A 24821-nucleotide genomic window follows, 5' to 3' on the forward strand; every position below is an offset into this window, starting at 1 on the left:
ATTAAAACAATTGGTGCTTTAAAAAATTTATTTAAGTCATCTTAAAATGAAGCTACAATTCTAAAAAACTGACTGGCTCCACCACCAAACCTAATGGCGAGACAAGCAGCGAAAAGATTAAATTGATCCTTGAAAGTTGTGGTAATGCCAGTTTTTTAGAATGGATTATTGCGCCTGATCAAAACTGGATTAAAGTGCAGTTTCACTCGCAAAAACTTACCAACAAATTATCCTGTGGATAAGTCTGATACAAGAATATGGTGGCGCGTGATGAAGTCTTAGATATAAAATCAATAGGCCTGAGTGTACCTAAGTGACAGGAGTAAGTATTTATAAATCCATTGACTAATTAAGTACTGATATATCAAAACTAATAAAGGACGCACAATGAAAAAATTAAAAATAATATTTTTACTCTTATTACCTCTATTTGTATTTTCTTGTGATTTAGAATCTAAAGAAAATGATAGTCCTGTTAATACAATTACTTTTAAAGAATCTAATTTTGATGATACTGATATTATTTATAATATTTTATCTGAAAAACAAGGCTCTATAGAAAAGGTACAACTTATTGTAAAAATTGATAGTAGATTAAAAAATCTTAGTAAAATAGCAGATATTAAGCATATAGATCTAACTATAGGTAATACGGCAAAATTAACTCATCTACAGTCTGATGCGGATGAAATAAAAACATTTACCAATATTCGAATGGATAAAGAGCATGAATTATTAATTATTGATATAAATTTACAAACTCCAATTTCAAAAGACATTGATATTATTACCATATTTTTTCTACTAGATAATAGAGAAAAACACGTTTTAGAAAATACTGATCCTTTCTATTATAAAAATAGCGTTAGATTACTGGGAGTAGAAAATACATTTCTAGATCAAACTAGTTTCAAAAACGCAAATGTACTTGTAAAAAAAATAATAAAAAATAAAAATATAAAGGAAGTTGAGTTAACTATCAAAGTTACTGATCAATCTATTGATGATATTAAAGATATCAATGTTAACCTCATATCAAATGGTGAATTATATAATTTAGATTTTATTCATAGTATTTATATAAATAGTGTGGTTGAAAAAAATAAAAGTCATGGTTGTAAGTTACTTGGTTTTAACAGACCTGGCGAGTCATATATTGTCTACTTTATTGATATTTCTAAATTAAAAATACAGAAGATTGACTCGATTGCAATAAAACTTAATGATCACCATTATTATTCAAATAAGTTATAAGTCATAGCCAGTATTGCGTATCATTAGGTCATTAAATCAAATTATTGAATGCGCGATACGCTGTGATAATGGGTCTGAATATTTTAGCCATCAATTAGAGAGCAGGGCTAAAAAGCACAAAATAATATTATGCTTTATCCAAACGGATAATCCTTAGCAAAATGCTTGTATTTAACGTTTTACTCGTACTGTTTGTTATGATTTTCTAAACCAATATATTTACAACAAGATTAGTAAATTACAAGATAAAGCGACTCGTTGATTATGGACATATAATTATGAATGACTTAACATAAAATTGTGGGATCAAACCTATGCAAAAATTTAAATTAATAAAATAGTAAAATTCTACGTCGAACTTCCATTAAAAATGGAGGAATTACCGGAATAATGTGGTGATTTGAAACATATATAACGGCTAAAAAAGGGTAAGCTAATATACAAATAACTGTAGACGGAGAAAAATTAAATACTATTTAACTGACAATTAAACATGTGAGATGGGCTTTTCCTAATGATTTCAATTCTATAGGGGGGGCAGATATTAATAAATACGGACCAATATATATAAAACTATGGAAAATGCAAAAAAAATAATTTTTATATTAATGTTATTAACTATTTCATGTAACAGCCGTTCAAATGATATAAAAACACAAAAAATACATTTAGAACAAGTAAATTCTGAATATATTCATATAAAAGATATCTTATATAAAGATAAACAAGGTAATTACTACTTACAATATAAATATCCTGGATATCCCAGAGGAACAATTGCTTATGGTTATCAAAATAGAGTTTACGATTTACACTTTCCTGAATTGAAAATAAAATTACTTAATGATGTTTTGAATGAAAATAGTTTTCATCGTATAGATTTAACTGAATATTTTTCTGATAATAAAAATATATATGCTATTGCTGATTTTGCTACAGATATTAACGTTTATATCTTACCTCTGCAATTTTCAAACTATAAAGTTGTAGGGCAATATATTAAAGATAGCCAGTCCGTTTTTTGGAATACCAGGCAGTTATTAGATGTTGAAGCTAAATATTTTAATGTTATACCAGCAAATGCGAATCATCCAGAATTAGGTTATGATGAAAAATATCTTTATATAAGGAATGAACGATTATCCTATTCTGAATTTAATTCTTTAGATATTGAAAGTACTATTAAAATTAAGTTAAAACAACAATATTTTCCAGAAGAGAACTAATCTATTAGGAGCCAATCCAAATGATCTTTCATTATCATATTGAAAAGGGAGTTTGGTTTGGTAAAAGTGGAACGAATTACTATTATTAAGGAGAGATATTTAATATCAACCAATTATGAAAAATAAAAAAATAATCATCTATCTACTATCCATTTTTTTGGTAACAGCCTGCGATAATGCGGTTACAAAAACTCGTTCTACATTTCTTGTTAAGAATGGTTACGAATGGAATATTCAAATTCCTAATTCATGGTGTGCAAAAAATTCATTGAGTGCAAACGAAACAACAGATACTCTCGATTATTCAACAATTTATAATCCAAAAACGAAAATGTATCAACCAGTAAGCAAAACAATTGATATAGAAACGTTTGATTTGCTGTTTAATGACATAGAGGATAGAAAAAAGATTAATAATGATTACTGGTTAAGATATAACGAAGGTATGCAAAGTAAGTATTATTTCAAAGATAAACACCATATCTATATTTATACCTGCCATTCTCGAGTCAATAGTGAACTTTTTATAGCTGGCTCATCTTCAGATTATGCGGTGTTAGGAGGAGATTACTTACGTGTTGAAAATGCAATCTACTACGGTGGAAAAAAAATAGACGGTGCCGATGTTAATACGTTTAGAACGAAAAATGAGATCCGACATGATTCAGAATGGGACGAAACGATTGGTTTAGATAAAAATTATATTTATATTAATGATAAGCCTATAAAAAGTCGTGAAGAGTTTGATAAAAAATTTGACGATAATTGTATTTATACAGATCCAATACTGAGAGAACAATATTTTGGTGATGGAAAATAACATTTCTTACATTAATAAAAATATGGATGATAGTGTTTAAAGATAGTTTTTATCCCTCAGGAAAAATTAAGCTTATACCTGTCGGTCTGGAATGTTACCTGAAGGATAATATTCAGATTGGAAAATAACCTTTAGTTACCATACGGTGATTCCCTTAAATATCATCCACATCTTTGATGGAATTTAAGAGTAATTAATGATGAAAAAAATTGTATTAAACTATTTTATGAAGCAAGAAAAATAAAGCGACTTCAGTGAATAATAAACTATGTAATGATAAATACAAATACTTACTGAATCAAAAATGTACTCCTACAGAAAAAAAGAGATGGAAAGAATGGAAAAAAATAGAATTTAATAAAATAAAAATAGATAGTGCCTGGTTTGCTCCCGACGGAGTAAGGCATCCGGTAACAGGTGCTTCAACTCCTGTGGGTGTACATAATGATATGAAAACTTTTAAGCCTCAAATATAACACAATGAAAAATATTTTATTAATATTATTACTAATCACATTAGTAAACAGTTGCAATATGAAAAATATATGGTGCAAAACAGAAGATGGAAGATATGAAATATGGGGAACAACTCCTTATGATATGACTGAAAGAATAGAAAAAGAAGGCTGTGAATGTTTAAGCGAATCGCTTTTATGGAATCCTAAACCCAAAGCTTTTGATCCGCAACAATTACAAGAAATCAGGCAGGAATTACCCAATTGGGCTATGAACAATATCCCTAATTTTACAACCAAAGATAAGCAAGATTTACAACGGGAATTGACAGTTATGTCAGACACAGATTTATTAAAAAAATTAAAATATAGATATTCTTTTTTTAGATATAGTCGTTACCAAGAAATTTATGTTTATACTTTAAAAATAAAGGGTAAAAATGCTTATTGTATAAATTATAAAGAAGTCTATGATCATTATGAAAATAAAGAAGCCTATCCACCTAATGATGAATTTTATGAAAAATTAAAAAAATATTATCCAATAATCGAAAATGAGGGCTGGGCGAGGAATGAATTTGGAAATAGTGGTGTTGTATATTTTTGATCAAAGACACATCATAAAACGATACCATATATAAGACCTATAAAGGCAACAATTACCCACTTGAAGAGTGGGGGAGTTATGAAAAAACAATGGGTTGGCTATTTGTCAAAAGCAAATATAAATGGTGATAGGAAAACATCTATTCAACAACAAGAATGACATGAAAAAAGAGCTATTGGCAGAATGTTTTGGCTTATACAACTCAAAAATGCTGGCTAAATATTGAGGAAATTATAAAAAAATGAAAAAAATATTGTATATCTTATTATTTACTTTATTTGGATGTAAAGATAATTATCCACAGGGAAAAGTTGGTTTATATGCTGTTGATATGCTTTATGCCTGTGAATGCCCACCATATAAAATCTTTAAAATAGATAATTTGTCGATAAAAAGTAATCATTTAAAAGATAGAGAACCTTTAGATTTGGATGGTAAAGATAGCGATCTTTCACAAGAACTATCTTATGCTATTGATAAGCCAGAAGATGATAATTTAATTGGAAGAGACGTAGATCTAATATTTGCAAATAAAACAGATGAGGAAAAATTTAAAAAACAACAGGGTCTAAACTCAATATGTTATATCTATTATTTTGAAGGATATTTCAAATCAAAACAGTTATTTTTAGTTGAAAATTATCATTTATCATTAAAGAGTTCCGACTGCATCAGCCACGAACTTGATGATATGATTCAATAATGAAATAATTATTACTTTAAAATAAATAACATAAACAACCGAGTAATAGATAGAGATTTATTACTGGGTAATAAAGGAACAAAATAGATACTCATACAAGTAACAATTCATTTTATGTTAAATGTATCGATAATAATAAAAATCTCTATAGACAGATAAAACATAAAACATTCGATTTCTTAATGAATTAATTAGGTATAGAGGAGTGTTTAAACGCGATATTGGAGCGGGAAACGAGGTTCGAACTCGCGACCTCAACCTTGGCAAGGTTGCGCTCTACCAACTGAGCTATTCCCGCATAAGAGAAGTGTTTTAAATGGTGCCCGGGGCGAGACTTGAACTCGCACGGCCAAAAAGGCCGAGGGATTTTAAATCCCTTGTGTCTACCGATTTCACCACCCGGGCTCAAAACTTATTACGTAAGGTAATCCGCTTTGAATGCAGTGCATTTTACCTATCTTGAGATTTCAGTCAACATAAATTTTGGATTAATTGTTTAATTGCTCAATGTTTAGCTTATTGTTGGTTTAATATTGAGTTTTTGGGGATTGAGAAGTGTAATTTTGTGAACTTACAGAAGATAACAAAATTACACTAGAAGTAACGATTATCGACTTTTTGATAAATTATTCTTCATCTAATAAGTCACTTTGCGCTATCCATAAATATTGGAACATGGATAATAACGTTAAAATTGTGGCTAAAAAAAGTGCAGCTAGCCCCGCATATATAACAAGATCGCAAGGACGCCAAAGTAACCAAGTTAATGCTGTCATTTGAGCAATTGTTTTAATTTTGCCAATTGAAGATACTGCAACATTACCTCGTTTGCCAATTTCAGCCATCCATTCACGTAATGCAGAGATAATAAGTTCACGAGAGACGATTATTATTGCAGGAATAGAAATCCACCACGCTTGATAATATTGCGTTATAAGTACCAATGCGATTGTTACCATTATTTTGTCGGCAACAGGATCTAAAAAAGCACCAAATTTAGTCGTTTGACCTAATCGGCGGGCAAGGTAACCGTCAAAAACATCTGTAACTGCGGCTATTAGGAAGATTAATGCCGAAAAAAAGCCTGACCATTCATGAGGGATTAAATAAAATGCCAACACAAAAAATGGGATCAGTATTACTCGAAATAATGTTAAGAATGTAGGTAAGTTAATTTTCATGTGACATTAGCTCATATTGTTTTATTAATCAAATGGTTAGCGACAATTAAAAAAACAGGGTTTTCTCATTGATTATGTTGCCTGAAAAATGTTAATTTTTCAATGTGTTATTGCTGTAAATTTAGATAAATTTTTTCAGCTAATGATTTTGAAATACCTTGAACTTGTGCAATTTCGTCTATACTGGCATTTTTCAACTCTCTAAGCCCACCAAAATGCTTGAGTAATGCTTGCCGTCTTTTTCCACCAACGCCTTCAATATGCTCTAAAGCGCTGTCAGTTAACTGCTTAACGCCTTTTTTACGTTGACCAACAATTGCATGATCGTGCGATGCATTTCGAATTTGTTGAATAAGCAGTAAAGCAGGGGAATGATAATCCAGATAATATCCTTTTCCATGAGCTTCAAAGAATAGTGTTTCTAATCCTTCTTTACGTTTAGCACCTTTGGCCACACCAATTAAAATAGGGTGGTTTTTATCCCAGTTTACATCTAAATTATCAAAAACCCTTAACGCTTGGTTAAGTTGACCTTTTCCTCCATCTATAAAGATGATGTCTGGGATCTTATCTTCAGGAAGATCTTTCTTACTATAACGACGGGTTAAGACTTGCTCCATTGCCGCATAATCGTCTCCAGGCGTGATACCATTTATATTGTAGCGACGAAACTCAGATTTAACAGGGCCTTTATCATCAAAAACGACACAAGATGCAATTGTGTTTTTACCCATAAAATGGCTTATATCAAAACATTCCATTCGATTGATTTTATCAATGCCCAAAAACTCTTTTAGTGCATCATATCGTTGTTTAATGGTTGAGTTTTCGAGTAGTTTATTTTTTACTTCAGTTTGAGCATTAACTGTTGCAATATTTAATAGTTTAAGATTATCACCTTTTGGTTCATCAACTATTTTTACTTGATGTTCAGCGACAATAGATAAAGTATCTTCCATTGCTTGCTTATCAGATAATGAAAAATTGAGAAGAATTTTCTTCGGAATATTTCTATTTTGATTTCCTTGTAAATAAAATTGTCCTAAAAATGTCTCGATCACTTCTTCTAGTTCAGTATTAGATGGCACTTTTGGAAAATAAGAACGATGCCCAAATGTTTGACCATTTCGAATAAAGAGTACATAGATACAAGCTAAGCCGAGTTCGTAATGGAAACCAATCACATCTAAATTATCATTATTGTTATAGATAGCTTGTTTTTCATTTATGTGTTTGATCGCTTGTAGCTGATCTCGTAATGCGGCTGCTTTTTCAAAATTAAGTTCACTACTGGCTTTTTGCATATCCGCAGTAATTTTTTGCAATATTTGGTCTGATTGTCCGGAGAGAAATAACCTTACATAATTAACTTGTTCATTATAATCTTCGTCGCTAACTAAGCCTGGTACACAAGGCCCTAAACAGCGTTTGATTTGGTACTGTAAACAAGGACGAGTTCGATTACGATAAGTGCTATTTAAACATTGTCTTATTGGAAATGTTTTTTGTAATAAGGCAAGAATTTGTTTTACCGCATATCCACTCGGATAAGGGCCAAAAAACTCATCTTTTTTTCGATTAATTGCACCACGATACAAAGACAATTGAGGATGTCTTTCTTTACTTAATTTGATAAACGGGTAGCTTTTATCATCTTTAAGCAAAACATTGTATTTGGGTTGATATTTTTTGATATAAGTTTGTTCAAGTAATAATGCTTCAGTCTCTGTATTGGTGATGGTAAATTCAACTCGATGAATATGACTTACCAATCGATCGGTTTTGATCGTTTTTTTACTGCTATTGAAATAGCTTTTTAAGCGATTATTGAGATCTTTCGCTTTTCCCACATAAATAATGGTATCTTTATCATTAAACATTTGATAGATACCTGGTTTATGTGGGACTGTTTTTAGAAAAGATGCTGTATCAAATTGGCTCATATTAGTTTTCAAAGGTGAGGGCTTTTTTCTCTATTATCCTCATAATGGTGCTTAAAATACCATTTATCAAGAGGTAAATGAGCCCTGCAACCATAAAAATTGAGAAGTCATAGTATTCACCATTTAATGCATTACTATATCCCATTAAATCCATAACAGGAATCATTGAAGCTAAGGCTGTACCTTTTACCACAAAAACGACTTCGTTAGAATAAGTAGAAAGAGCACGTTTTAATGCATATGGCATGACAATTTTAAGAGTTTGTCTTTTGTTCATACCTAAAGCGCTACATGCTTGCCACTGTCCTTGTGGAACAGATTTTAATGCACCATAAAATATTTGTGTAGTATAAGCGGCACTATTAAGCGTTAAAGCTAAATAAGCACAAAACCAAGGTGAAGAAATAAAATCATAAAAAGCAGGAAATTTACTTAAATATTCACCAAATTGTGATGGTCCATAATAGATTAAAAACAGCTGTACTAATAATGGTGAACCAGTAAAAATAATGATATAAGCGCGAATTGTTTTCGTTAATAGCTTAGAATTTAACGATAAAAGACATGAAAAAACAATAGCCAAAATACCAGCCGTTAATATACCGAATATACTTAGACTTAATGTATCAGGTAGACCTTGAAGAATGATTTTTAGATAAAAAATAAAATTATCAGACATAAAATAACCTTACTGACTATTGGCTGATGGTTCAAAATGGGTTGCACGTTTTTCAATACGTGAAATAATTTTTTGACTTAAAATTGATATCACTAAATAAATAATCATAGCAACAAAGTACCATAAAAAAGGCTGATTGGTTCGGGCAACTATTGTTTTGGTTTGCATCATCAAGTCATCTATTGCTATTGCCGAAACAAGGGCCGTATCTTTTAATAAGATTAACCATTGGTTGCTTAAACCGGGTAGTGCGTGTCGCCACATTTGTGGCATGATGATACGAAAGAAAGTTCGAGATTTGCTTAATCCTAAAACTTGAGCTGCTTGTTTTTGTCCGCTTGAAATCGCTTTAAATGCACCGCGTAACGTTTGTGAGGCATAAACAGCGTAGAGTAATGATAAAGCAAAAACACCGCATAAAAATGGGTCTGGTTGGGTATTATGAATACTCATTTTTACGGTAAACGATGTAAAGCCGAGAGGAACGGTAAAGCCATCATCTAATGCCATCAATAGCAGTGGTAAACCAGTATAAATCGCAACCACAATTAATAATTCGGGTAAAGCTCGAATGGTTAAATTGAATAGCGACATTAGCCATGCAACGGGTTTGAATGGTACTGATTCTAAAATAGTAAAAATGAACGCAAAAAACATTCCAACGACTAACGATACAAATGCTAATGATAACGTAATCGCGGTAGCTTTCGTAAGCGGCAAAATATACCCATCCATAGAAGAGAGTAACAAGTCTATACCGTGTGCAAAAAATTCTGACATAAAAGAACCGTAGTTAAATTTAAAAAATAAACTCGCCGCAGAATATGCGGCGAGATAAATAAGAACTGATTTTGTTATTAATAATTATTTACTAAACCATTTTTTATAAATAGCATCTAATTCGCCATTTGCTTTTAGTTTATCGATTGCTTGATTGAATTGTTCAAGTAATTGGTCATTGCCTTGACGTACAGCAATACCTAAACCTTCACCAAAAAATTCATGATCGGTAATTTTATCGCCTAAAGCAACGATATCAGCATCTTTACCTAACCATTCACCAGCAACAAAAGAGCTTGAAACAATAGCATCAACACGTTTCGCTTTTAAATCTAAGAAAGCAAATTGATAGCTATCATAGCTTACTGCTTTAACATCAGGATATTTTTCATTTAAATATTTTAAATAAGTTGTACCTTTTTGAATACCAACTTTCTTACCTTTTAGCTGATCAAGACTTGTTAAGGAATCTTTTAAAGTAACAAATTGGATTGAGCTATCATCATAATAGATTTTAGTAAATGCAACTTGCTTTTGACGTTCAGGTGTAACATCTATACCCGCAATAGCCGCATCGATTCGACGAGTTTTTAAACTAGGAATTAATCCATCAAATGATTGATTTACAATGTTACATGTTACTTTCATTTCATCACAAAGTTTATTCATAACGTCAATATCAAAACCGATGATTTCGTTTTTATCATTAGTAAATTCGAAAGGTGCATAAGTCGCTTCGGTACCAATGGTTAACGTTTCAGTTGCTTGAGCTGCAAATGCAGAGCCTGCAAGTATAATAGCTAGTAATGTTTTTTTCATATATCCACCCAATCAGATTTTTATTAATATTAATGCGATAGGTAAGCTTTGAACTCTTCAGTTTTTGGATGAGCAAAACACTCAATTTGACCTTGTTCAACAATCTTACCCTGTTCCATGTAAATCACTTGTGAAGCAACTTTACGAGCAAAATCGACTTCATGCGTAACAATAATCTGTGTAATTCCTGTCTGTGACAGTTCATTAATGATTTCTGCAATTTGAGATGTGATTGCAGGATCTAAAGCTGCTGTTGGCTCATCAAATAGCAAAATTTTAGGCTCCATCATTAAGGCTCTCGCAATAGCCACTCGTTGCTGTTGACCACCTGAAAGGTGAAGAGGGTAACGATGGGCCATTTCATCAATTTGTAAGCGAGCCAATATTGACATGGCTTTTTCACTTGCTTCTTTTTTCGATAGTTTCAAAACTTGGCAAGGGGCTTCAATTAAGTTCTCTAACACAGTTAGATGTGGCCATAAGTTGTAATTTTGAAAAACCATGCCAACATTTTTGCGTAAAGTTCGAATAGTTGATTCACTTATTTTTTTGGAAAAATCAAAATGTGAATCCGCAATTGTCATTTCACCAGACGTTGGTATTTCAAGTAAGTTAAACACTTTCAGTAAAGAACTTTTACCTGCACCGCTCTGACCAAGTAAAACAATTGTTTCACCTAAAGGGTAACATAAAGAGACATCATTTAATGCCTGATGTTTACCATAAAAACAGTTAATATGGTTTAATTCGATATTCATTAGTATTAGATAAACTATTTAAATTTTAATTGACTAAATATTAATTTTTTTTGCATAAAAATGCAATCTAAATTATTAGACAACGATATTTTAGCTTGATTTTTAAGCTAAAAACCCGGCTCCTCAACTTTTTTTACTGTCGTTATTTTAGTGTTGTATCAAGTTGTTTGTATAATTATCAGTACTTAGAATTATAAAAAACATGAAGATTAAATAATAATGTGAGATATATGACCATATACTTAGTTCAAAAACCCCGTTCCTCAACTTTTTTTAGATTTATATAATGTTATTAATTTTGATTATTAATGATTGGAATGGTAGGACCAAGAAATTTAGGTTCTTTGTTTAGGATGTAAAGATCAATAAAAGCACTTACTCGTGCAAACATCTCTCTAATTCGAACTAATTTCATACTTTTAGGCGCAGGGACAGCAAAACATTGAGCTTGAATACCTTGCGCTAAGGCAATAAATATTGCTCGTTCACAATGGAATTCTTGTGTAATAATCGTAAATTCATCTGCATCAAAGACTTTATTTGCACGAACAATTGAATCGAAGGTTCGAAAACCCGCATAATCTAATACAATGGCTTCTTTAGGTATGCCAGCTTTTATAAGATCTTTCTGCATCATAATTGGCTCGTTATAATTTAATTGCGCATTGTCGCCACTTAGCAATAAATAATCAACTTTACCTTGCCAATACAGATCAATCGCACCATCTATTCGGCTGCGATAAAAACCATTGATTCCGCCATTTTTTACATATTTAGATGTTCCTAATACAACACCAATTGTTCGGTAGGGAAGTTTGTTTTCATCGTGATAAATGTAAGGTGCTGTCTTATAGCTTATCCAAAAGTCGAGTCCAATTACTAAGGCAAGTAGTAATGAAAAAAAAGCAATAAAATAAGCAATAAGTTTTTTTAACTTCATACTAAAACCAATCAAAAATAAATACCATTATTGGGAATAAAAATGGTGCTGTTAATGAGGTCATAATACCACATAAAACTAGAGATAGGGAGCTATAAGCCCCTTCGTTATAATTGACTTCAATACAACGAGCTGTACCTACAGCATGAGATACTGCACCAATTGATAATCCTCTTGCTGAAGGAGTTTTTATTCTAGCAACGTTCAATAATTGATGACCAAAAATACCGCCTAGTGTTCCAACAAGTATTACGCATAATGCAGCGATTGATTGAACGCCACCCTCATTACCAGCGATGGTTACCGCGATGGCTGTTGTCACTGATTTAGGTAATACTGATGCAGCAATTTCTTTACTACCACCTAACCATAATGCAATAAACACACCGGTTACCATAGACGCTATGGAGGCAGTGAAGGTGATAATCATGATTGACTTCCAACGGGCTTTTATTTGTGGAATTAGTTCATATAAAGGATAAGCCAAAGCAATGACAGAGTAAGGAAGTAGATCGTTAATAATTTTTACGTTTTTAACATATTCAACATACTCGGTATTTGTTATTAATAAAATAGGGATTAATACAATAACCGAAATGACTAATGGGTTAAATAACGGATTTTTAATTTTAAATGAGATTCTTCTAATAATTAAAAAAACCAAAACGGTTAATGGTAGCATCCATATCATGATTGGTTCTCCCTATTATCGGAGGTTTTAACGACTTTTTTATGCAGATGTTCAGTTAAAAAAGCGGTTAAATATAAGACAATAACTGAACCACCAACACTAGCAAAAATTATCGGTATCCAATTATCTAAGAGTAATGAATAATTATCCATTATCCCCATCGCCGCAGGAATAAAGAGCACCGTCATGTATCGCATGAAAAGATTACAGCTATTTTTTATCCAACACGTTGGTATTAATTGAAAAGTTAATAAAATGAACAAAATCAATAAACCAATAATACTTCCAGGGATCATGATTGGTAAGATTGCAGATATGACATTTCCTGCCCATAAGCAAATGGTCAGGATAATCAAGCCTCGACCGTAGCTAAATAGTGTGTAGTATAAAGAATAAAGTCGATGCTTAATGGTTGCATGTTTGGCTAAAAAGTGTTTCATAAATTAAATGCTAATTGTTTAAAACTTAAATTATGATTACCAATTCTATAGTAAGAGATGGCATTGTACTTTGAACAGGCGTATATGATACGCCCGTAACATTTAATTATCCAACTAAATAATGACAATATTGATATAGTTGTTTTAGTAATGCCAGCTTTTCAGGTTTTTGTATATAAATCTCAGCAAGTTGTTCAAGGGTTTGCATATAATCTTGAACTTTAGTTGCATCTAGTTTATCACGACAATGATCTTGCCAGATTCGTAACTCTTGTTCAGTTAACGTTTCTGGATAGTTTCTAGCTTTATAACGAAACAGTAATTTTGCTAATCTTGGATCATCAAAAGTTAACGATAAACTATCTAATAATTGGTGGGGAGTAGTTCGAATCGTTTCACAATTTAATAAATCATTTCCATTTAAAAAGCCTGCATATATTTGCGCATCGACATCACTATTGTTATTTGAGTATTCATTATCCATACCAAATAGTTCACGCATTTTAGTTTGTAATAAACTTTGATTTTCCAGTAGTTTTTGTTGATTTTCTAAGCATTTTTGTTTATCAAGATCAAAACGCTTTGCATTATCGGGTAATAGTGTACTCAATGGCGCAATGATTGGGCATTTGTTAATATGAATTAGTTTTAATGGGATACGTTGTTCATCAACATCAAGATCTTCAGTTTTAGTGTAGAGTTTCTCTCGAATAGTTTCGACTGGTAAATTAATCAGTGAATCGATATCTCCAGTAAGATCACAAACAATCACTGCATTTTTTTGATTTGCGTGCCATGCAATAGGGCTAACTAATGACATGTTACCGCGATAACTACCTAACATGCCAGAAACGTGAATTATTGGCGTCATGTTGGCAATATCGATAAGCTCGACAACTTTATTTTTATTACGTAGTGTGAAGAAGTAATTGAATAACTTTGGTTGTACTTGCTTAATTAATTTTGCCATCGCAATGGTGGCGTAGACATCAGACATAGCATCATGCGCATGTTCATGTTTAATATTATTAGCTTTAGTGAGATCTTCTAATCGAAAACTAGGGAAACCAGATTCATTTATTGGCCAATTAATCCCTTCCGGTCTTAATGCATAACAAGCTCGGACGACATCTAGTAGGTCCCATCTTGAATTACCGTTTCGCCAACTATAAGCATAAGGGTCATAAAAGTTACGGTATAAGATGTTGCGAGTCACTTCATCATCAAAACGAATATTATTATAGCCTAAGATACACGTGTTAGGTTGGCTAAATGCTTCATGTATTTGTTTGGTGAATTCGGCTTCACATATACCTTGTTGATTTGCTTTTTGTGGTGTTATTCCAGTTATTAGCACAGCTTCAGGATTGGGAAGATAATCTTGGGCTATTTGACAATAGATGACTAAAGGTTCTTCAATAATATTAAAATCACTGTCAGTTCGAACACCAGCAAACTGAGCAGGGCGATCTAAAGCTGGATTTATGCCAAAAGTTTCATAATCGTGAAAATAAAAGGTTATCTGCTGTGAATTATTTTTCATTATTTTATAATTTTTTGTATTTTAATTTATTAAATCAAGCTGTTTTGTTTATCGGTTTTAGGATGATATTTAAGTCTGATATTGAAAAATATTAACTAAATATCGATAGTTATATATTTTATATTATATCAGATTTAATGAGAGTAATGTGGGATAAAATAAAATTATTGGAAGATAAGCTCAAATAAAAAAGTGAATATAATAATATATTCACTTTTCTAATCCTCCTAAATTAGTAATAATTATCGAGTTCTTTTAGAAATATTTTTAACTCTTCTATCCATAATTCAGCATTCATGGTTGTACCATGGCCTCGGGTCTTATCACTTGCTGGAATTAGATAATATTTAGCAGCAACAACATCCTTAAGCGCTTTTTCCATTAAACCTGTGTTTGGTGGGTTTCTTTCATCATCTTCTGAATTGATAACTAACATAAATGCTTTAATTTTTGTTAGCTCTTTTGTTGGATCAAAGTTTCTGGCTGCATCCCATTGATATAAAAAATCATTCGCGTCCATTGTTGTTCGTTCTTTTAACTTATTTGCTAATATTTCTTCTGTTTTCTGGGTGTTATAAGCGTTATTTTGCCAGGCAATATCACCTCCGTTAGTCGCGATATCGTAGTAATTATAAACAGTTTGGAATTTTTCAGGTTGTTTGCTATAAAAGCCATTACTCCAATCAGGATCGTCTTTAATTGAATTAATGATCATCTTTCTCATTATCCAATTTCGACTAGACATTGGCGCAGGGGTTGCTGCCATTGCAATTGCTGCTTTCATGTAATTAGGATACATAGTTACCCATTGCCATGTATTCATTCCACCCATCGAGTTACCAATAATAAGTTCAAGATGATCTATATTTAAACCTTTTTTCAAAAGTATGTATTGAGCATTAACCATGTCGGTATAATCATAATGAGGAAAGTTTCCTTTCAAACCGTCAGAGGGTTTCGAAGATTGACCTGTACCAATAGCGTCAGGCAATATTATGAAATATTTTTCAGCATCCAACGGCATTCCTTTATCGAATAAGGCATGACCAAAACTGTCATTAAGCATTGAATCTCCATTGCCAGTTGTGCCATGTAAAACTAATACTGGCTTTCCTTTAGGGTCGCCGATAGTGACATAATGAATTTTCAAATTTTGAATTGTGTTACCATCATTAAATTTAAATTTTTCAATAATATAATCACCTTCTTTTCGGTTATAGAACTCGGAACAATATCCTTGCGATGCGAAAACAAGAAAAATAAAAAATAGTAGCGCTTTTTTTATATTATTCATATGTGGCTCTCTCCTTCATAATTACGTTATGAATCATATGTGTAAGAGATAGGGTAGGAAGGTAATATTTACGTTGAATGAATTTTTTCCAACGTTAGTTTCTATAATAATTTATTAAATGATAGTCATCCAATAAAAATACGTTTATTTACATTAAATAATTAAATTTGAATATGAATTTTAAGTATAAACGGAAAGTTCTTTAAGTTAGTAAAAAGGGAATTATCAATTCCCTTTCTTGAAGTTATTTAATAGAATTTTTAGTCTTTGGGTGCGCTTTCGATGATATCAGCTAGCTTTTTGAGAGTTAATCTTAAGAACCTTGGCATAGCTTCGATTTCAATCGAGTCCATTAAGTTTTTTACATAGAGACCTAATTCAGTATCGCCTTCAACAATGAGTCGGCGTTGAAAGAATAATGTATCAGGATCTTGCCGTCTAGTTGCTATCATTATTAAGTCATTGGCATTGCCGATGAAGCTTACATCAGGTATTTCTTCACGGCTAACCACAAGTTTGTTATCAATTAAGCTGACAAACCAGACTAATTGAAGATCGATAACTTGGATTTTGAGCCAACGATTTTCTAAAAAATCTAGCTCGCCATCTTCAAGTGAATGTTTGAATTGCAATTGTAATAATTGTTCAATAGCTCTTTTTTTTACGCTAAAGGGTATACATTGTAATGTCATACCCAACATTTGTGGCGCTTTATCGACAAATTGTGAATGAATTCTTCCTAGAAATTGGTGTTTATTGCCAATCATTTACGCATCTCCAGAGATCATCTTCTCATAAATATCTAAATCGGTATTTAGATGCTCGAAAACTTCTTCACTAACTTCATCACGAACTTTCATTTGAAGTAATGCGGTGCGCTCCGCCCCAATTGCGACTAAACGCATACGTCTTTCTAGATTTTCAGCTTCAAGAGCTTTTTGTTCTAAATCTTTTAAGCCAGTTCGACGTCTTAATGAACCTATAACACGTGAACCAACTTCGTGGATAATTTCTTGATCTAGGCCTTCTTCAGACGTTTCTTGTAAAAGGCTAGTTTGCATTTTTTCAAGACTAACGATAGCTTCTTCAGCCATTTGTCCTTTTACGGTTAATATTTCGTTGTCTTGTTCGGAGTTATCCAAGATCACACTACCTCGTAATAAAATTGGTAACATGATAATAGCGGATATTAATGATACTAATATAATACCAGCAGCAATAAATACTAGTTGATATCTGCCCGCAATGGTTATTGGAATAGATAATACACCGGCTAGTGTTATCGCTCCGCGGACACCAGCAAAAGTAGATATCCATAAATCACGTGTGGTATATGAATTAAATGCTAATGGACGCTTTGTGCCAAATGGCATTGTTGGCATTTTTTTCATAGCCCAAAGCCAAGCAAATCGAGTGCCCATTAATACTATAAAAACGAACAATACAATTAAGCATAGTTGCCATAATTCAATTGATGCATCGGTTTGGTTTTCAGCAAATGTATTTTTTAAAATACTTGGAAGCTGAATACCTAATAGAACAAAAACAAATCCATTGAATACGAACGTTAACATTGACCATGCACTATCAGATTGTAAGCGAGTTGTTAAAGGTGCATTACGCATCATTCCTGAGTGGTTAACTGTCATACCAGCACTTACTGCAGCTAAAATACCGGAACAGTGACATTCTTCAGCAATGATATAAGCGGCAAATGGTAGTAAGAATAATAGTACGATTTGGATTGCGGGATCATTGTTTGTTAGTTGGTTTATTTTACGCAAAATACGAGCATATAACCAAGTGAATATCACCCCAACAGCTAATCCACCTAAAGCAACCACGAAGAAGGATATACTGATTTGTAATAAGTTGAATTCAAATGCACCAGCTGCAATTGCAAGTGCAAATTTTAAGGAAACAAGGCCAGAAGCGTCATTCATTAAGGCTTCGCCTTCAATGATTTCCATCTTCTCTTTTTCAATTCGCCCTTTACCGACAATACCACTAAGTGCGACGGCATCGGTAGGTGATAATACTGCTGCTAATGCAAATACGGCTGGCATTGAAATATCTGGTAGCATCCAATGCAGTAAGTATCCCAACGCAACAATTGATATAACCACTAGAACCAACGCTAGCCCAACAATTTCTCGTACATTATGAACAAAATCTTTTACAGAAGTTTTACGTCCATCAGCAAATAGTAAAGGAGGAATGAACAGTACAAGAAATAGGTCTGAGTTAAACTCTAAATAAATACCTAATGCGGCAAGAATACTACCTAGTAGTATTTGCATTAGAGGCAATGGGATCTGTATTGGTAACATTTTTATAATGACACCAGAAAGTGATACAATTAATACTATTAGTAATATTGTTGAAAATAGTTCCATAGCTACTCTTTTAGTTATCCCATATATAGTTATCTATTATATAGGATTTTTAAGAATATTTCAGGTTAAAATTGTATAAAATCACTCAAATTTTAAGCAATCTCTATTATTGATCAAAAAAAGTAATAATTTAATTAATGGGCAGGTTAGATGGAAAATTGGCGAAGAGCATTTGTATTACATACCAGAACATACAGTGAAAGCAGTTTGCTAGTCGATTTATTCGTTGAAAATGTTGGGAAAGTAACCATTTTAGCAAAAGGTGCTAGGCGTAAACGCTCTGCATTAAAAGGTGTTTTACAACCTTTTACTCCACTAATTGTTCAATATTCAGGTCATGGAGAAATAAAAACTTTACGTCAAGTTGAGGCTGTTTCCCTTACTTTACCTCTTGTTTCTGTTTATTTATATAGCGCCTTTTATTTAAATGAACTATTACACCGTGTTTTAGTCGCCGAAACCGAAATAACTACGTTGTTTGATGATTATCTAGCAAGTATACAACAATTAGCCCAACAAGTTCCTGCTGAAAACGTGTTACGAGCATTTGAATTGTCCTTACTTGAAAATTTGGGTTATCACGTTGATTTTTTTCATTGCAGTGCAACAGGTGACGATATTGTTGAATCTATGCATTATCAATATATTTCAGAAAAAGGTTTTATTTGTAGTTTGTTACAAAATAGTACCGCTTTCACTGGTGAAGAAGTCTTAGCTTTAGGGAAAAGGCAATTTCACAATATCGATACACTTAAAGCGGCAAAACGTTTTACAAGGATGGCGTTAAAACCTTATGTTGGTGCAAAACCATTTAAAAGTAGAGAATTATTTTTAAAAATATAATTTGTCTTTTAACTTAATTTAAACGGTACTTTATGTAAAATGTATCAGATCTATTCCGTCAACAATGTTGACGGAAAGATGATTAATCATAAATTAATAAACCGGAGGTTTGGCATAATTACCATTATCAGCAGGAAAAGCATTTGGACTTAATTTTTGATAGTTTCTACTATTATCCTCTAACTGGAATATTGCCGTGCCTATTACACCTATATTTGTTGCTGAACCTTCACTATTATGATTAGCATAAGCACTAGAGCTGTCAGAAAAAGTAAAAGCAGCTACTTCATTATTACTTTTACGGAAGCCTTCAATCACAAGTGTGTCATGTGGTCTTAAAATATAGCCATTGTTTGATAATGAACCAGCTTTACCATTAATAACGTCTAATCCATCAATAGTTGCTACAATTTCATAGGTATTAGAAGAGTAATTACGATAGAATAATCGGTAACTTTGTCCTACTTTACCTTGTAACTTAACGTTGTTATTTTGTTTAGTTAATGGCCATTTTTTGCCACGATCATCAAGGAAAGCCATACCAATTCTGCCATTATTCAACATAACTTCTGAAATTGCTTTTCCATTATATTGATGTGCTGAATAATTGATAGTAATAATATCAATAGGGTAAAAACGGGTACGTTTCATACTTACTTGCTGAACATGCGATTCAATGCCATCTCCCCATTGAGTCCCTAAGCTTTTATTAGCACTTTCTGTAACAGTATTAGATGATGCAATACCACTATTACGATAAGATTGGCATCCAGTTACAATTAAAGTTAATAAAGATAAAATAGCGATAAAATATTTTGTATGCATTACTTTCATATTCCTTTATATATTATGTAGTTAAACATATTTATCTTAATACATTATATTATTATATATAATATTTTTTTGCTGGCTATGTTTCATTTCAGCTATTTATAATTAATTATGACTAATTAAGTGTTATTAAATTATTATAATAAAATCTGTGATAAACCCTCGGTATTCTATTTAAAATCCTTAAGATAAGTGGTAGTATACACAACTATTTTTTATGTACGCATGTGCGCTTTCGTGTGGCGCACCACTGTTATAAGGATTTATTATGCCAATTATTACTCTTCCTGACGGAAGTCAACGTCAATTTGATAAGCCTGTTACTGTTTTAGAAGTTGCTCAAAGTATTGGAGCTGGTCTTGCCAAAGCATGTATTGCTGGGCGAGTAAATGGTGAACGTAAAGATGCTTGTGATTTAATTGAGCAAGATTCAACTTTATCTATTATTACATCAAAAGATGAAGATGGGCTTGAAATAATTCGTCACTCTTGCGCTCATTTGTTGGGGCATGCAATTAAACAACTTTGGCCAAATACGCAAATGGCAATTGGTCCAACGATTGATAACGGCTTTTATTACGATGTCGATTTAGATCACTCTCTAACTCAGGAAGATCTTGATGCTCTAGAAAAGCGTATGCATGAATTGGCTAAGAAAGATTATGAAGTTATAAAAGAAGTAGTAAGTTGGGAACGTGCTAGAGAAGTATTCTGGGAGCGTCATGAACCATATAAAATTGCTATTTTAGATGAAAATATTCCAAAAGATTCTACTCCTGCACTTTATCACCATGAAGAATATATTGACATGTGCCGCGGGCCACATGTGCCGAATATGCGTTTTTGCCATCATTTTAAATTACAAAAAATTGCTGGAGCATATTGGCGGGGTAATAGTGATAATAAAATGTTACAACGTATTTATGGCACAGCATGGGCTGATAAAAAACAACTTGATAGTTACTTACAATTTTTAGAAGAAGCAGCTAAGCGAGACCATCGTAAAATTGGTAAACAGCTAGATTTGTATCATATGCAGGAAGAAGCACCTGGTATGGTGTTTTGGCATAACGATGGTTGGATTATTTTCCGTGAACTTGAGGTTTTTGTTCGCACTAAACTAAAAGAATACGATTATCAAGAAGTGAAAGGTCCATTTATGATGGATCGGGTTTTATGGGAAAAAACAGGTCACTGGGGTAACTATAAAGAGTTGATGTTTGTTACTTCATCTGAAAATCGTGAATACTGTATTAAACCGATGAACTGCCCAGGGCACGTTCAAATTTTCAATCAAGGTTTAAAATCTTATCGCGATTTACCCCTAAGAATGGCTGAGTTTGGTAGTTGTCACCGAAACGAACCGTCAGGCTCATTACACGGTTTAATGCGTGTTCGCGGTTTTACTCAAGATGATGCACATATCTTTTGTACTGAAAACCAAATCCGCAGTGAAGTTAATAACTGTATCAAAATGGTTTATGACATGTATAGCACATTTGGTTTCAAAGACATCACTGTTAAATTATCAACTCGTCCTGAAAAACGTATTGGTAAAGATGAAACTTGGGACTTAGCCGAGAAAGATTTAGCAGAATGTTTAACTGAAAATGGTATTGAATTTGAGTATTTACCTGGCGAAGGTGCATTTTATGGGCCAAAAATTGAATTTACGCTTCATGATTGCTTAGGCCGTGCATGGCAATGTGGTACTGTCCAACTCGACTTTATGTTACCAGAAAGATTAGATGCAACTTATGTAGGTGAAGATAATGAACGTCATGTTCCAGTTATGATTCACCGAGCGATTTTAGGTTCGATGGAACGTTTTATGGGAATTTTGACTGAAGATTGTGCAGGATTCTTCCCAACTTGGTTAGCACCATTACAAGTGGCCGTTATCAATATTACCGATAATCAAGCTGATTATGCGAAACAATTAACCAGCCAATTACAAAAAGTTGGTATTAGAGCAAAAGCAGACTTGAGAAATGAGAAAATAGGGTTTAAAATTCGTGAGCATACTCTAAAACGTGTTCCTTATATGTTTGTTTGTGGAGACAAAGAAATGGAATCAGGAACAATTTCAGTTAGAACACGCCAAGGTAAAGATCTTGGTAGCTTTGAAGTGAAACATGTTATAGAATTATTGCTTAATGAAATTCATAGTCGTTCATTAGAACAGATGAATTAATGATAAATTACTTTGGAGGAATGAGATATTAAAGTCAGTAAGCGAATTCAGTCAACACGCGCGCACAAAATTAACGATGAGATTACAGCTCGCGAGGTGAGGTTAACCGGCGTCGATGGTGAACAGCTCGGTATTGTTAGCTTAGATGAAGCTTTAAAACAAGCTGAAGAAGCAACGTTGGATTTAGTTGAAATAAGTCCTAATGCAGAGCCACCTGTTTGTCGAATTATGGATTATGGCAAATTCCTCTATGAAAAGAGTAAAGCAACAAAAGAACAGAAGAAGAAGCAAAAGGTTGTTCAGGTTAAGGAAATTAAATTCCGACCTGGTACAGACGAAGGCGACTATCAGGTAAAACTCCGCAGCCTGATACGCTTTCTTGAAGATGGCGATAAAGCCAAAGTTACGTTGCGTTTTCGTGGACGTGAAATGGCTCACCAACAGTTAGGTATTGAAATGCTTGACCGCATTAAAGAAGACTTAGCTGATTTGGCGGTTATTGAATCTTATCCAACTAAGATTGAAGGTCGTCAAATGATTATGGTGTTAGCGCCGAAGAAAAAGTAATGGTTTTCCAAGTTAATTTTTAGTTTCTGAAAATTACACCATTATTTTATTTTTATTAACAATGCGAAGTGGAAATTTATAAAATGCCTAAAATTAAAACTGTAAGAGGCGCAGCAAAGCGCTTTAAAAAAACAGCTTCTGGTGGCTTTAAGCATAAACAAGCTAACAAGAGCCATATCCTAACTAAAAAATCAACTAAGCGTAAACGTCATTTACGTGGTTTGACTACTGTGTCAAAAGGCGATTTAGGTTTAGTAGTGGCGTGTGTTCCATACGCTTAATTATTGATTAATTTTTTAGAGGATATAGTTTATGGCTCGTGTTAAACGTGGTGTTATTGCTCGTGCACGTCACAAGAAAATTTTAAAACAAGCAAAAGGGTATTATGGTGCTCGTTCACGTGTATATCGTGTTGCTTTCCAAGCAGTAATTAAAGCAGGACAATATGCTTATCGTGACCGTCGTCAACGTAAACGTCAATTCCGTCAATTATGGATTGTACGTATCAATGCTGCTGCTCGTCAATGTGGTCTTTCTTATAGTCGTTTCATCAACGGTTTAAAGAAAGCTTCAATTGAAATCGATCGTAAGATCCTTGCAGATATTGCAGTATTTGATAAAAATGCATTCGCTGCATTAGTTGAAAAGGCAAAAGCTGCACTTTAATAGCTTTATAAGAGCCGAGTTATCTCGGCTTTTATGTTTTATAAAAAGATTATTTAAGAGTTAATTATGAATTTAGTTATTTTTCGTTTCTTTTTTAGCTTCAATAATGCTATTCGTTCGTGAGGCAAATAAAAAACGAAAAATAATTATAAAAGCCTCAGAAGAGGCTTTTTTTATGTAATAAACAATAAGCAGGAGAACTGTATGTCTCAATTAGTTGAACTGGTAAGCAATGCCAAATCCGCTATTGAAAATGCTAATGATATTAATACCATAGAACAAATTCGAGTGGAATATTTTGGTAAAAAAGGCTATTTTACAATGCAGATGGCTTCTTTACGTGATGTTCCCGCTGATGAACGCCCCGCTGTAGGTCAGAAAATTAATGATGCTAAGCAACAAGTTGTTGAGTTATTAAATCAGAAGCGTAACTTTTTAGAGCGTCAGGCTCTTAATGCAAAATTAGCAAATGAAACAATTGACATTACATTACCAGGTAAGTCGCTAGAATTAGGTGGTTTACATCCAGTTACTAAGACAATTAATCGTTTAGTTGAATTTTTTGGAGAACTGGGCTTTGTTGTTGAGACTGGACCAGAAATCGAGGACGATTATCATAACTTTGATGCATTAAATATTCCTGCTCATCATCCTGCACGTGCTGATCACGATACATTTTGGTTTGATGCAAAACGTTTATTACGCACTCAAACTTCTACAGTTCAAATAAGAACAATGGAAAATCAAAAACCGCCAATCCGAATCATTGCTCCAGGTAGAACTTATCGTAATGATTATGATCAAACGCATACGCCAATGTTTCACCAAATGGAAGGGTTATTGATAGATAAAAATGTAAGTTTTACCCATTTGAAGGGGTTATTGCATGATTTTCTTCATTGTTTTTTTGAGGATAATATGGAAATTAGATTTAGACCTGCATATTTTCCATTTACAGAACCTTCAGCAGAAGTGGATATCAAGGCTAAGAATGGCAAATGGTTAGAAGTTTTAGGATGCGGTATGGTTCATCCTAATGTATTACGTAATGTTGGAATAGATCCTGAAATATATAATGGTTTTGCCTTTGGTATGGGAATTGAAAGGTTAACTATGTTGCGTTACGGCGTCACTGATTTGCGTTCTTTCTTTGAAAATGATTTACGTTTTTTAAAACAATTTAATTAATTC

Annotated in this window: 26 protein-coding genes and 2 tRNA genes; 12 read left to right on the plus strand and 16 right to left on the minus strand. The window is 32.8% G+C overall.

Translation table 11 applies throughout. The features are described 5' to 3' along the window. Positions 1 to 387: 387 nt before the first annotated feature. The 6 genes from J3U00_RS06295 to J3U00_RS06320 all read left to right on the plus strand — a co-directional run bounded on the left by J3U00_RS06295 (position 388) and on the right by J3U00_RS06320 (position 5065). A complete protein-coding gene (locus J3U00_RS06295; RefSeq protein WP_267331913.1) occupies positions 388 to 1254 on the plus strand; it encodes a hypothetical protein in 867 nt (288 codons plus the stop codon). Positions 1255 to 1829: 575 nt separating this feature from the next. Next, positions 1830 to 2480: a hypothetical protein gene (locus J3U00_RS06300; RefSeq protein WP_267331914.1), complete on the plus strand. Its 651-nt coding sequence runs from the start codon at positions 1830 to 1832 to the stop codon at positions 2478 to 2480. Positions 2481 to 2637: 157 nt separating this feature from the next. Beyond that, on the plus strand, positions 2638 to 3300 hold the full coding sequence (locus J3U00_RS06305; protein ID WP_267331915.1) for a DKNYY domain-containing protein: 663 nt from the start codon (positions 2638 to 2640) through the stop codon (positions 3298 to 3300). 254 nt (positions 3301 to 3554) lie between these two features. Next, the gene (locus J3U00_RS06310; RefSeq protein WP_267331916.1) at positions 3555 to 3776 is read left to right on the plus strand and encodes a hypothetical protein; all 222 of its coding nucleotides are present in this window, start codon (positions 3555 to 3557) and stop codon (positions 3774 to 3776) included. Positions 3777 to 3834: 58 nt separating this feature from the next. Then, positions 3835 to 4362, plus strand: a complete 528-nt coding sequence (locus tag J3U00_RS06315) for a hypothetical protein (protein WP_141673902.1) — start codon at positions 3835 to 3837, stop codon at positions 4360 to 4362. 241 nt (positions 4363 to 4603) lie between these two features. Then, positions 4604 to 5065, plus strand: a complete 462-nt coding sequence (locus J3U00_RS06320) for a hypothetical protein (RefSeq protein ID WP_267331067.1) — start codon at positions 4604 to 4606, stop codon at positions 5063 to 5065. Between the two features lie 222 nt (positions 5066 to 5287). Here the strand turns inward: J3U00_RS06320 and J3U00_RS06325 are convergent. From J3U00_RS06325 to J3U00_RS06395, 15 genes are all read right to left on the minus strand, one after another. After that, positions 5288 to 5363, minus strand: a tRNA-Gly gene (locus tag J3U00_RS06325). A gap of 19 nt (positions 5364 to 5382) precedes the next feature. Further along, positions 5383 to 5470, minus strand: a tRNA-Leu gene (locus tag J3U00_RS06330). A 221-nt stretch (positions 5471 to 5691) separates the two neighbouring features. Beyond that, complete coding sequence (pgsA, locus tag J3U00_RS06335; RefSeq protein WP_065562116.1) at positions 5692 to 6246, minus strand: CDP-diacylglycerol--glycerol-3-phosphate 3-phosphatidyltransferase; 555 nt, start codon at positions 6244 to 6246, stop codon at positions 5692 to 5694. A gap of 107 nt (positions 6247 to 6353) precedes the next feature. Next, positions 6354 to 8189 (minus strand): excinuclease ABC subunit UvrC, encoded by a 1836-nt coding sequence (gene uvrC, locus J3U00_RS06340; RefSeq protein WP_267331917.1) that lies wholly within the window; start codon positions 8187 to 8189, stop codon positions 6354 to 6356. Position 8190: 1 nt separating this feature from the next. Beyond that, positions 8191 to 8868, minus strand: coding sequence for an arginine ABC transporter permease ArtM (gene artM / locus J3U00_RS06345; protein WP_065562114.1), 678 nt, complete (start codon positions 8866 to 8868; stop codon positions 8191 to 8193). A 9-nt stretch (positions 8869 to 8877) separates the two neighbouring features. Further along, a complete protein-coding gene (gene artQ, locus J3U00_RS06350) occupies positions 8878 to 9648 on the minus strand; it encodes an arginine ABC transporter permease ArtQ (RefSeq protein ID WP_218059990.1) in 771 nt (256 codons plus the stop codon). 84 nt (positions 9649 to 9732) lie between these two features. Next, positions 9733 to 10467 (minus strand): transporter substrate-binding domain-containing protein, encoded by a 735-nt coding sequence (locus J3U00_RS06355; protein ID WP_267331918.1) that lies wholly within the window; start codon positions 10465 to 10467, stop codon positions 9733 to 9735. A 29-nt stretch (positions 10468 to 10496) separates the two neighbouring features. Continuing rightward, complete coding sequence (gene artP, locus J3U00_RS06360; RefSeq protein WP_065562112.1) at positions 10497 to 11225, minus strand: arginine ABC transporter ATP-binding protein ArtP; 729 nt, start codon at positions 11223 to 11225, stop codon at positions 10497 to 10499. Between the two features lie 292 nt (positions 11226 to 11517). Next, positions 11518 to 12165: an ElyC/SanA/YdcF family protein gene (locus J3U00_RS06365; RefSeq protein ID WP_267331919.1), complete on the minus strand. Its 648-nt coding sequence runs from the start codon at positions 12163 to 12165 to the stop codon at positions 11518 to 11520. A 1-nt stretch (position 12166) separates the two neighbouring features. Beyond that, on the minus strand, positions 12167 to 12856 hold the full coding sequence (locus tag J3U00_RS06370; RefSeq protein ID WP_267331068.1) for a CidB/LrgB family autolysis modulator: 690 nt from the start codon (positions 12854 to 12856) through the stop codon (positions 12167 to 12169). Further along, positions 12853 to 13296: a CidA/LrgA family protein gene (locus tag J3U00_RS06375; protein WP_267331920.1), complete on the minus strand. Its 444-nt coding sequence runs from the start codon at positions 13294 to 13296 to the stop codon at positions 12853 to 12855. Before J3U00_RS06375 ends, J3U00_RS06370 begins: the two co-directional genes overlap by 4 nt. Before the next feature lie 106 nt (positions 13297 to 13402). After that, positions 13403 to 14839, minus strand: coding sequence for an exodeoxyribonuclease I (gene sbcB, locus J3U00_RS06380; RefSeq protein ID WP_267331921.1), 1437 nt, complete (start codon positions 14837 to 14839; stop codon positions 13403 to 13405). Between the two features lie 232 nt (positions 14840 to 15071). After that, a complete protein-coding gene (locus tag J3U00_RS06385; RefSeq protein WP_267331922.1) occupies positions 15072 to 16133 on the minus strand; it encodes an alpha/beta fold hydrolase in 1062 nt (353 codons plus the stop codon). A gap of 260 nt (positions 16134 to 16393) precedes the next feature. Further along, positions 16394 to 16900, minus strand: a complete 507-nt coding sequence (ubiT, locus tag J3U00_RS06390) for a ubiquinone anaerobic biosynthesis accessory factor UbiT (RefSeq protein ID WP_267331923.1) — start codon at positions 16898 to 16900, stop codon at positions 16394 to 16396. Continuing rightward, on the minus strand, positions 16901 to 18529 hold the full coding sequence (locus tag J3U00_RS06395) for a Na+/H+ antiporter (RefSeq protein WP_065562106.1): 1629 nt from the start codon (positions 18527 to 18529) through the stop codon (positions 16901 to 16903). A gap of 150 nt (positions 18530 to 18679) precedes the next feature. On the opposite strand from J3U00_RS06395, the gene recO reads away from it, so the two are divergent. Then, positions 18680 to 19372, plus strand: a complete 693-nt coding sequence (recO, locus tag J3U00_RS06400; RefSeq protein WP_267331924.1) for a DNA repair protein RecO — start codon at positions 18680 to 18682, stop codon at positions 19370 to 19372. A gap of 93 nt (positions 19373 to 19465) precedes the next feature. Here recO and J3U00_RS06405 read toward each other — a convergent pair whose 3' ends face one another. Continuing rightward, a complete protein-coding gene (locus J3U00_RS06405) occupies positions 19466 to 20197 on the minus strand; it encodes a hypothetical protein (protein ID WP_267331925.1) in 732 nt (243 codons plus the stop codon). Between the two features lie 274 nt (positions 20198 to 20471). Here J3U00_RS06405 and thrS point away from each other — a divergent pair, with 274 nt between their 5' ends. The 5 genes from thrS to pheS all read left to right on the plus strand — a co-directional run bounded on the left by thrS (position 20472) and on the right by pheS (position 24818). Further along, positions 20472 to 22397: a threonine--tRNA ligase gene (gene thrS, locus J3U00_RS06410; protein WP_065562103.1), complete on the plus strand. Its 1926-nt coding sequence runs from the start codon at positions 20472 to 20474 to the stop codon at positions 22395 to 22397. 27 nt (positions 22398 to 22424) lie between these two features. Next, the gene (infC, locus tag J3U00_RS06415) at positions 22425 to 22964 is read left to right on the plus strand and encodes a translation initiation factor IF-3 (protein WP_065562102.1); all 540 of its coding nucleotides are present in this window, start codon (positions 22425 to 22427) and stop codon (positions 22962 to 22964) included. A gap of 83 nt (positions 22965 to 23047) precedes the next feature. Then, positions 23048 to 23245, plus strand: coding sequence for a 50S ribosomal protein L35 (gene rpmI, locus J3U00_RS06420; protein ID WP_034882133.1), 198 nt, complete (start codon positions 23048 to 23050; stop codon positions 23243 to 23245). A gap of 31 nt (positions 23246 to 23276) precedes the next feature. Next, positions 23277 to 23630, plus strand: coding sequence for a 50S ribosomal protein L20 (gene rplT, locus J3U00_RS06425; protein ID WP_024496189.1), 354 nt, complete (start codon positions 23277 to 23279; stop codon positions 23628 to 23630). A 204-nt stretch (positions 23631 to 23834) separates the two neighbouring features. Beyond that, entirely contained in the window at positions 23835 to 24818 is a 984-nt protein-coding gene (gene pheS / locus J3U00_RS06430) for a phenylalanine--tRNA ligase subunit alpha (RefSeq protein ID WP_065734108.1), read from the plus strand. Positions 24819 to 24821: the final 3 nt, after the last annotated feature.

The organism is Gilliamella sp. B3127 (assembly GCF_026536935.1).
Taxonomy (GTDB): domain Bacteria; phylum Pseudomonadota; class Gammaproteobacteria; order Enterobacterales; family Orbaceae; genus Gilliamella; species Gilliamella apicola_E.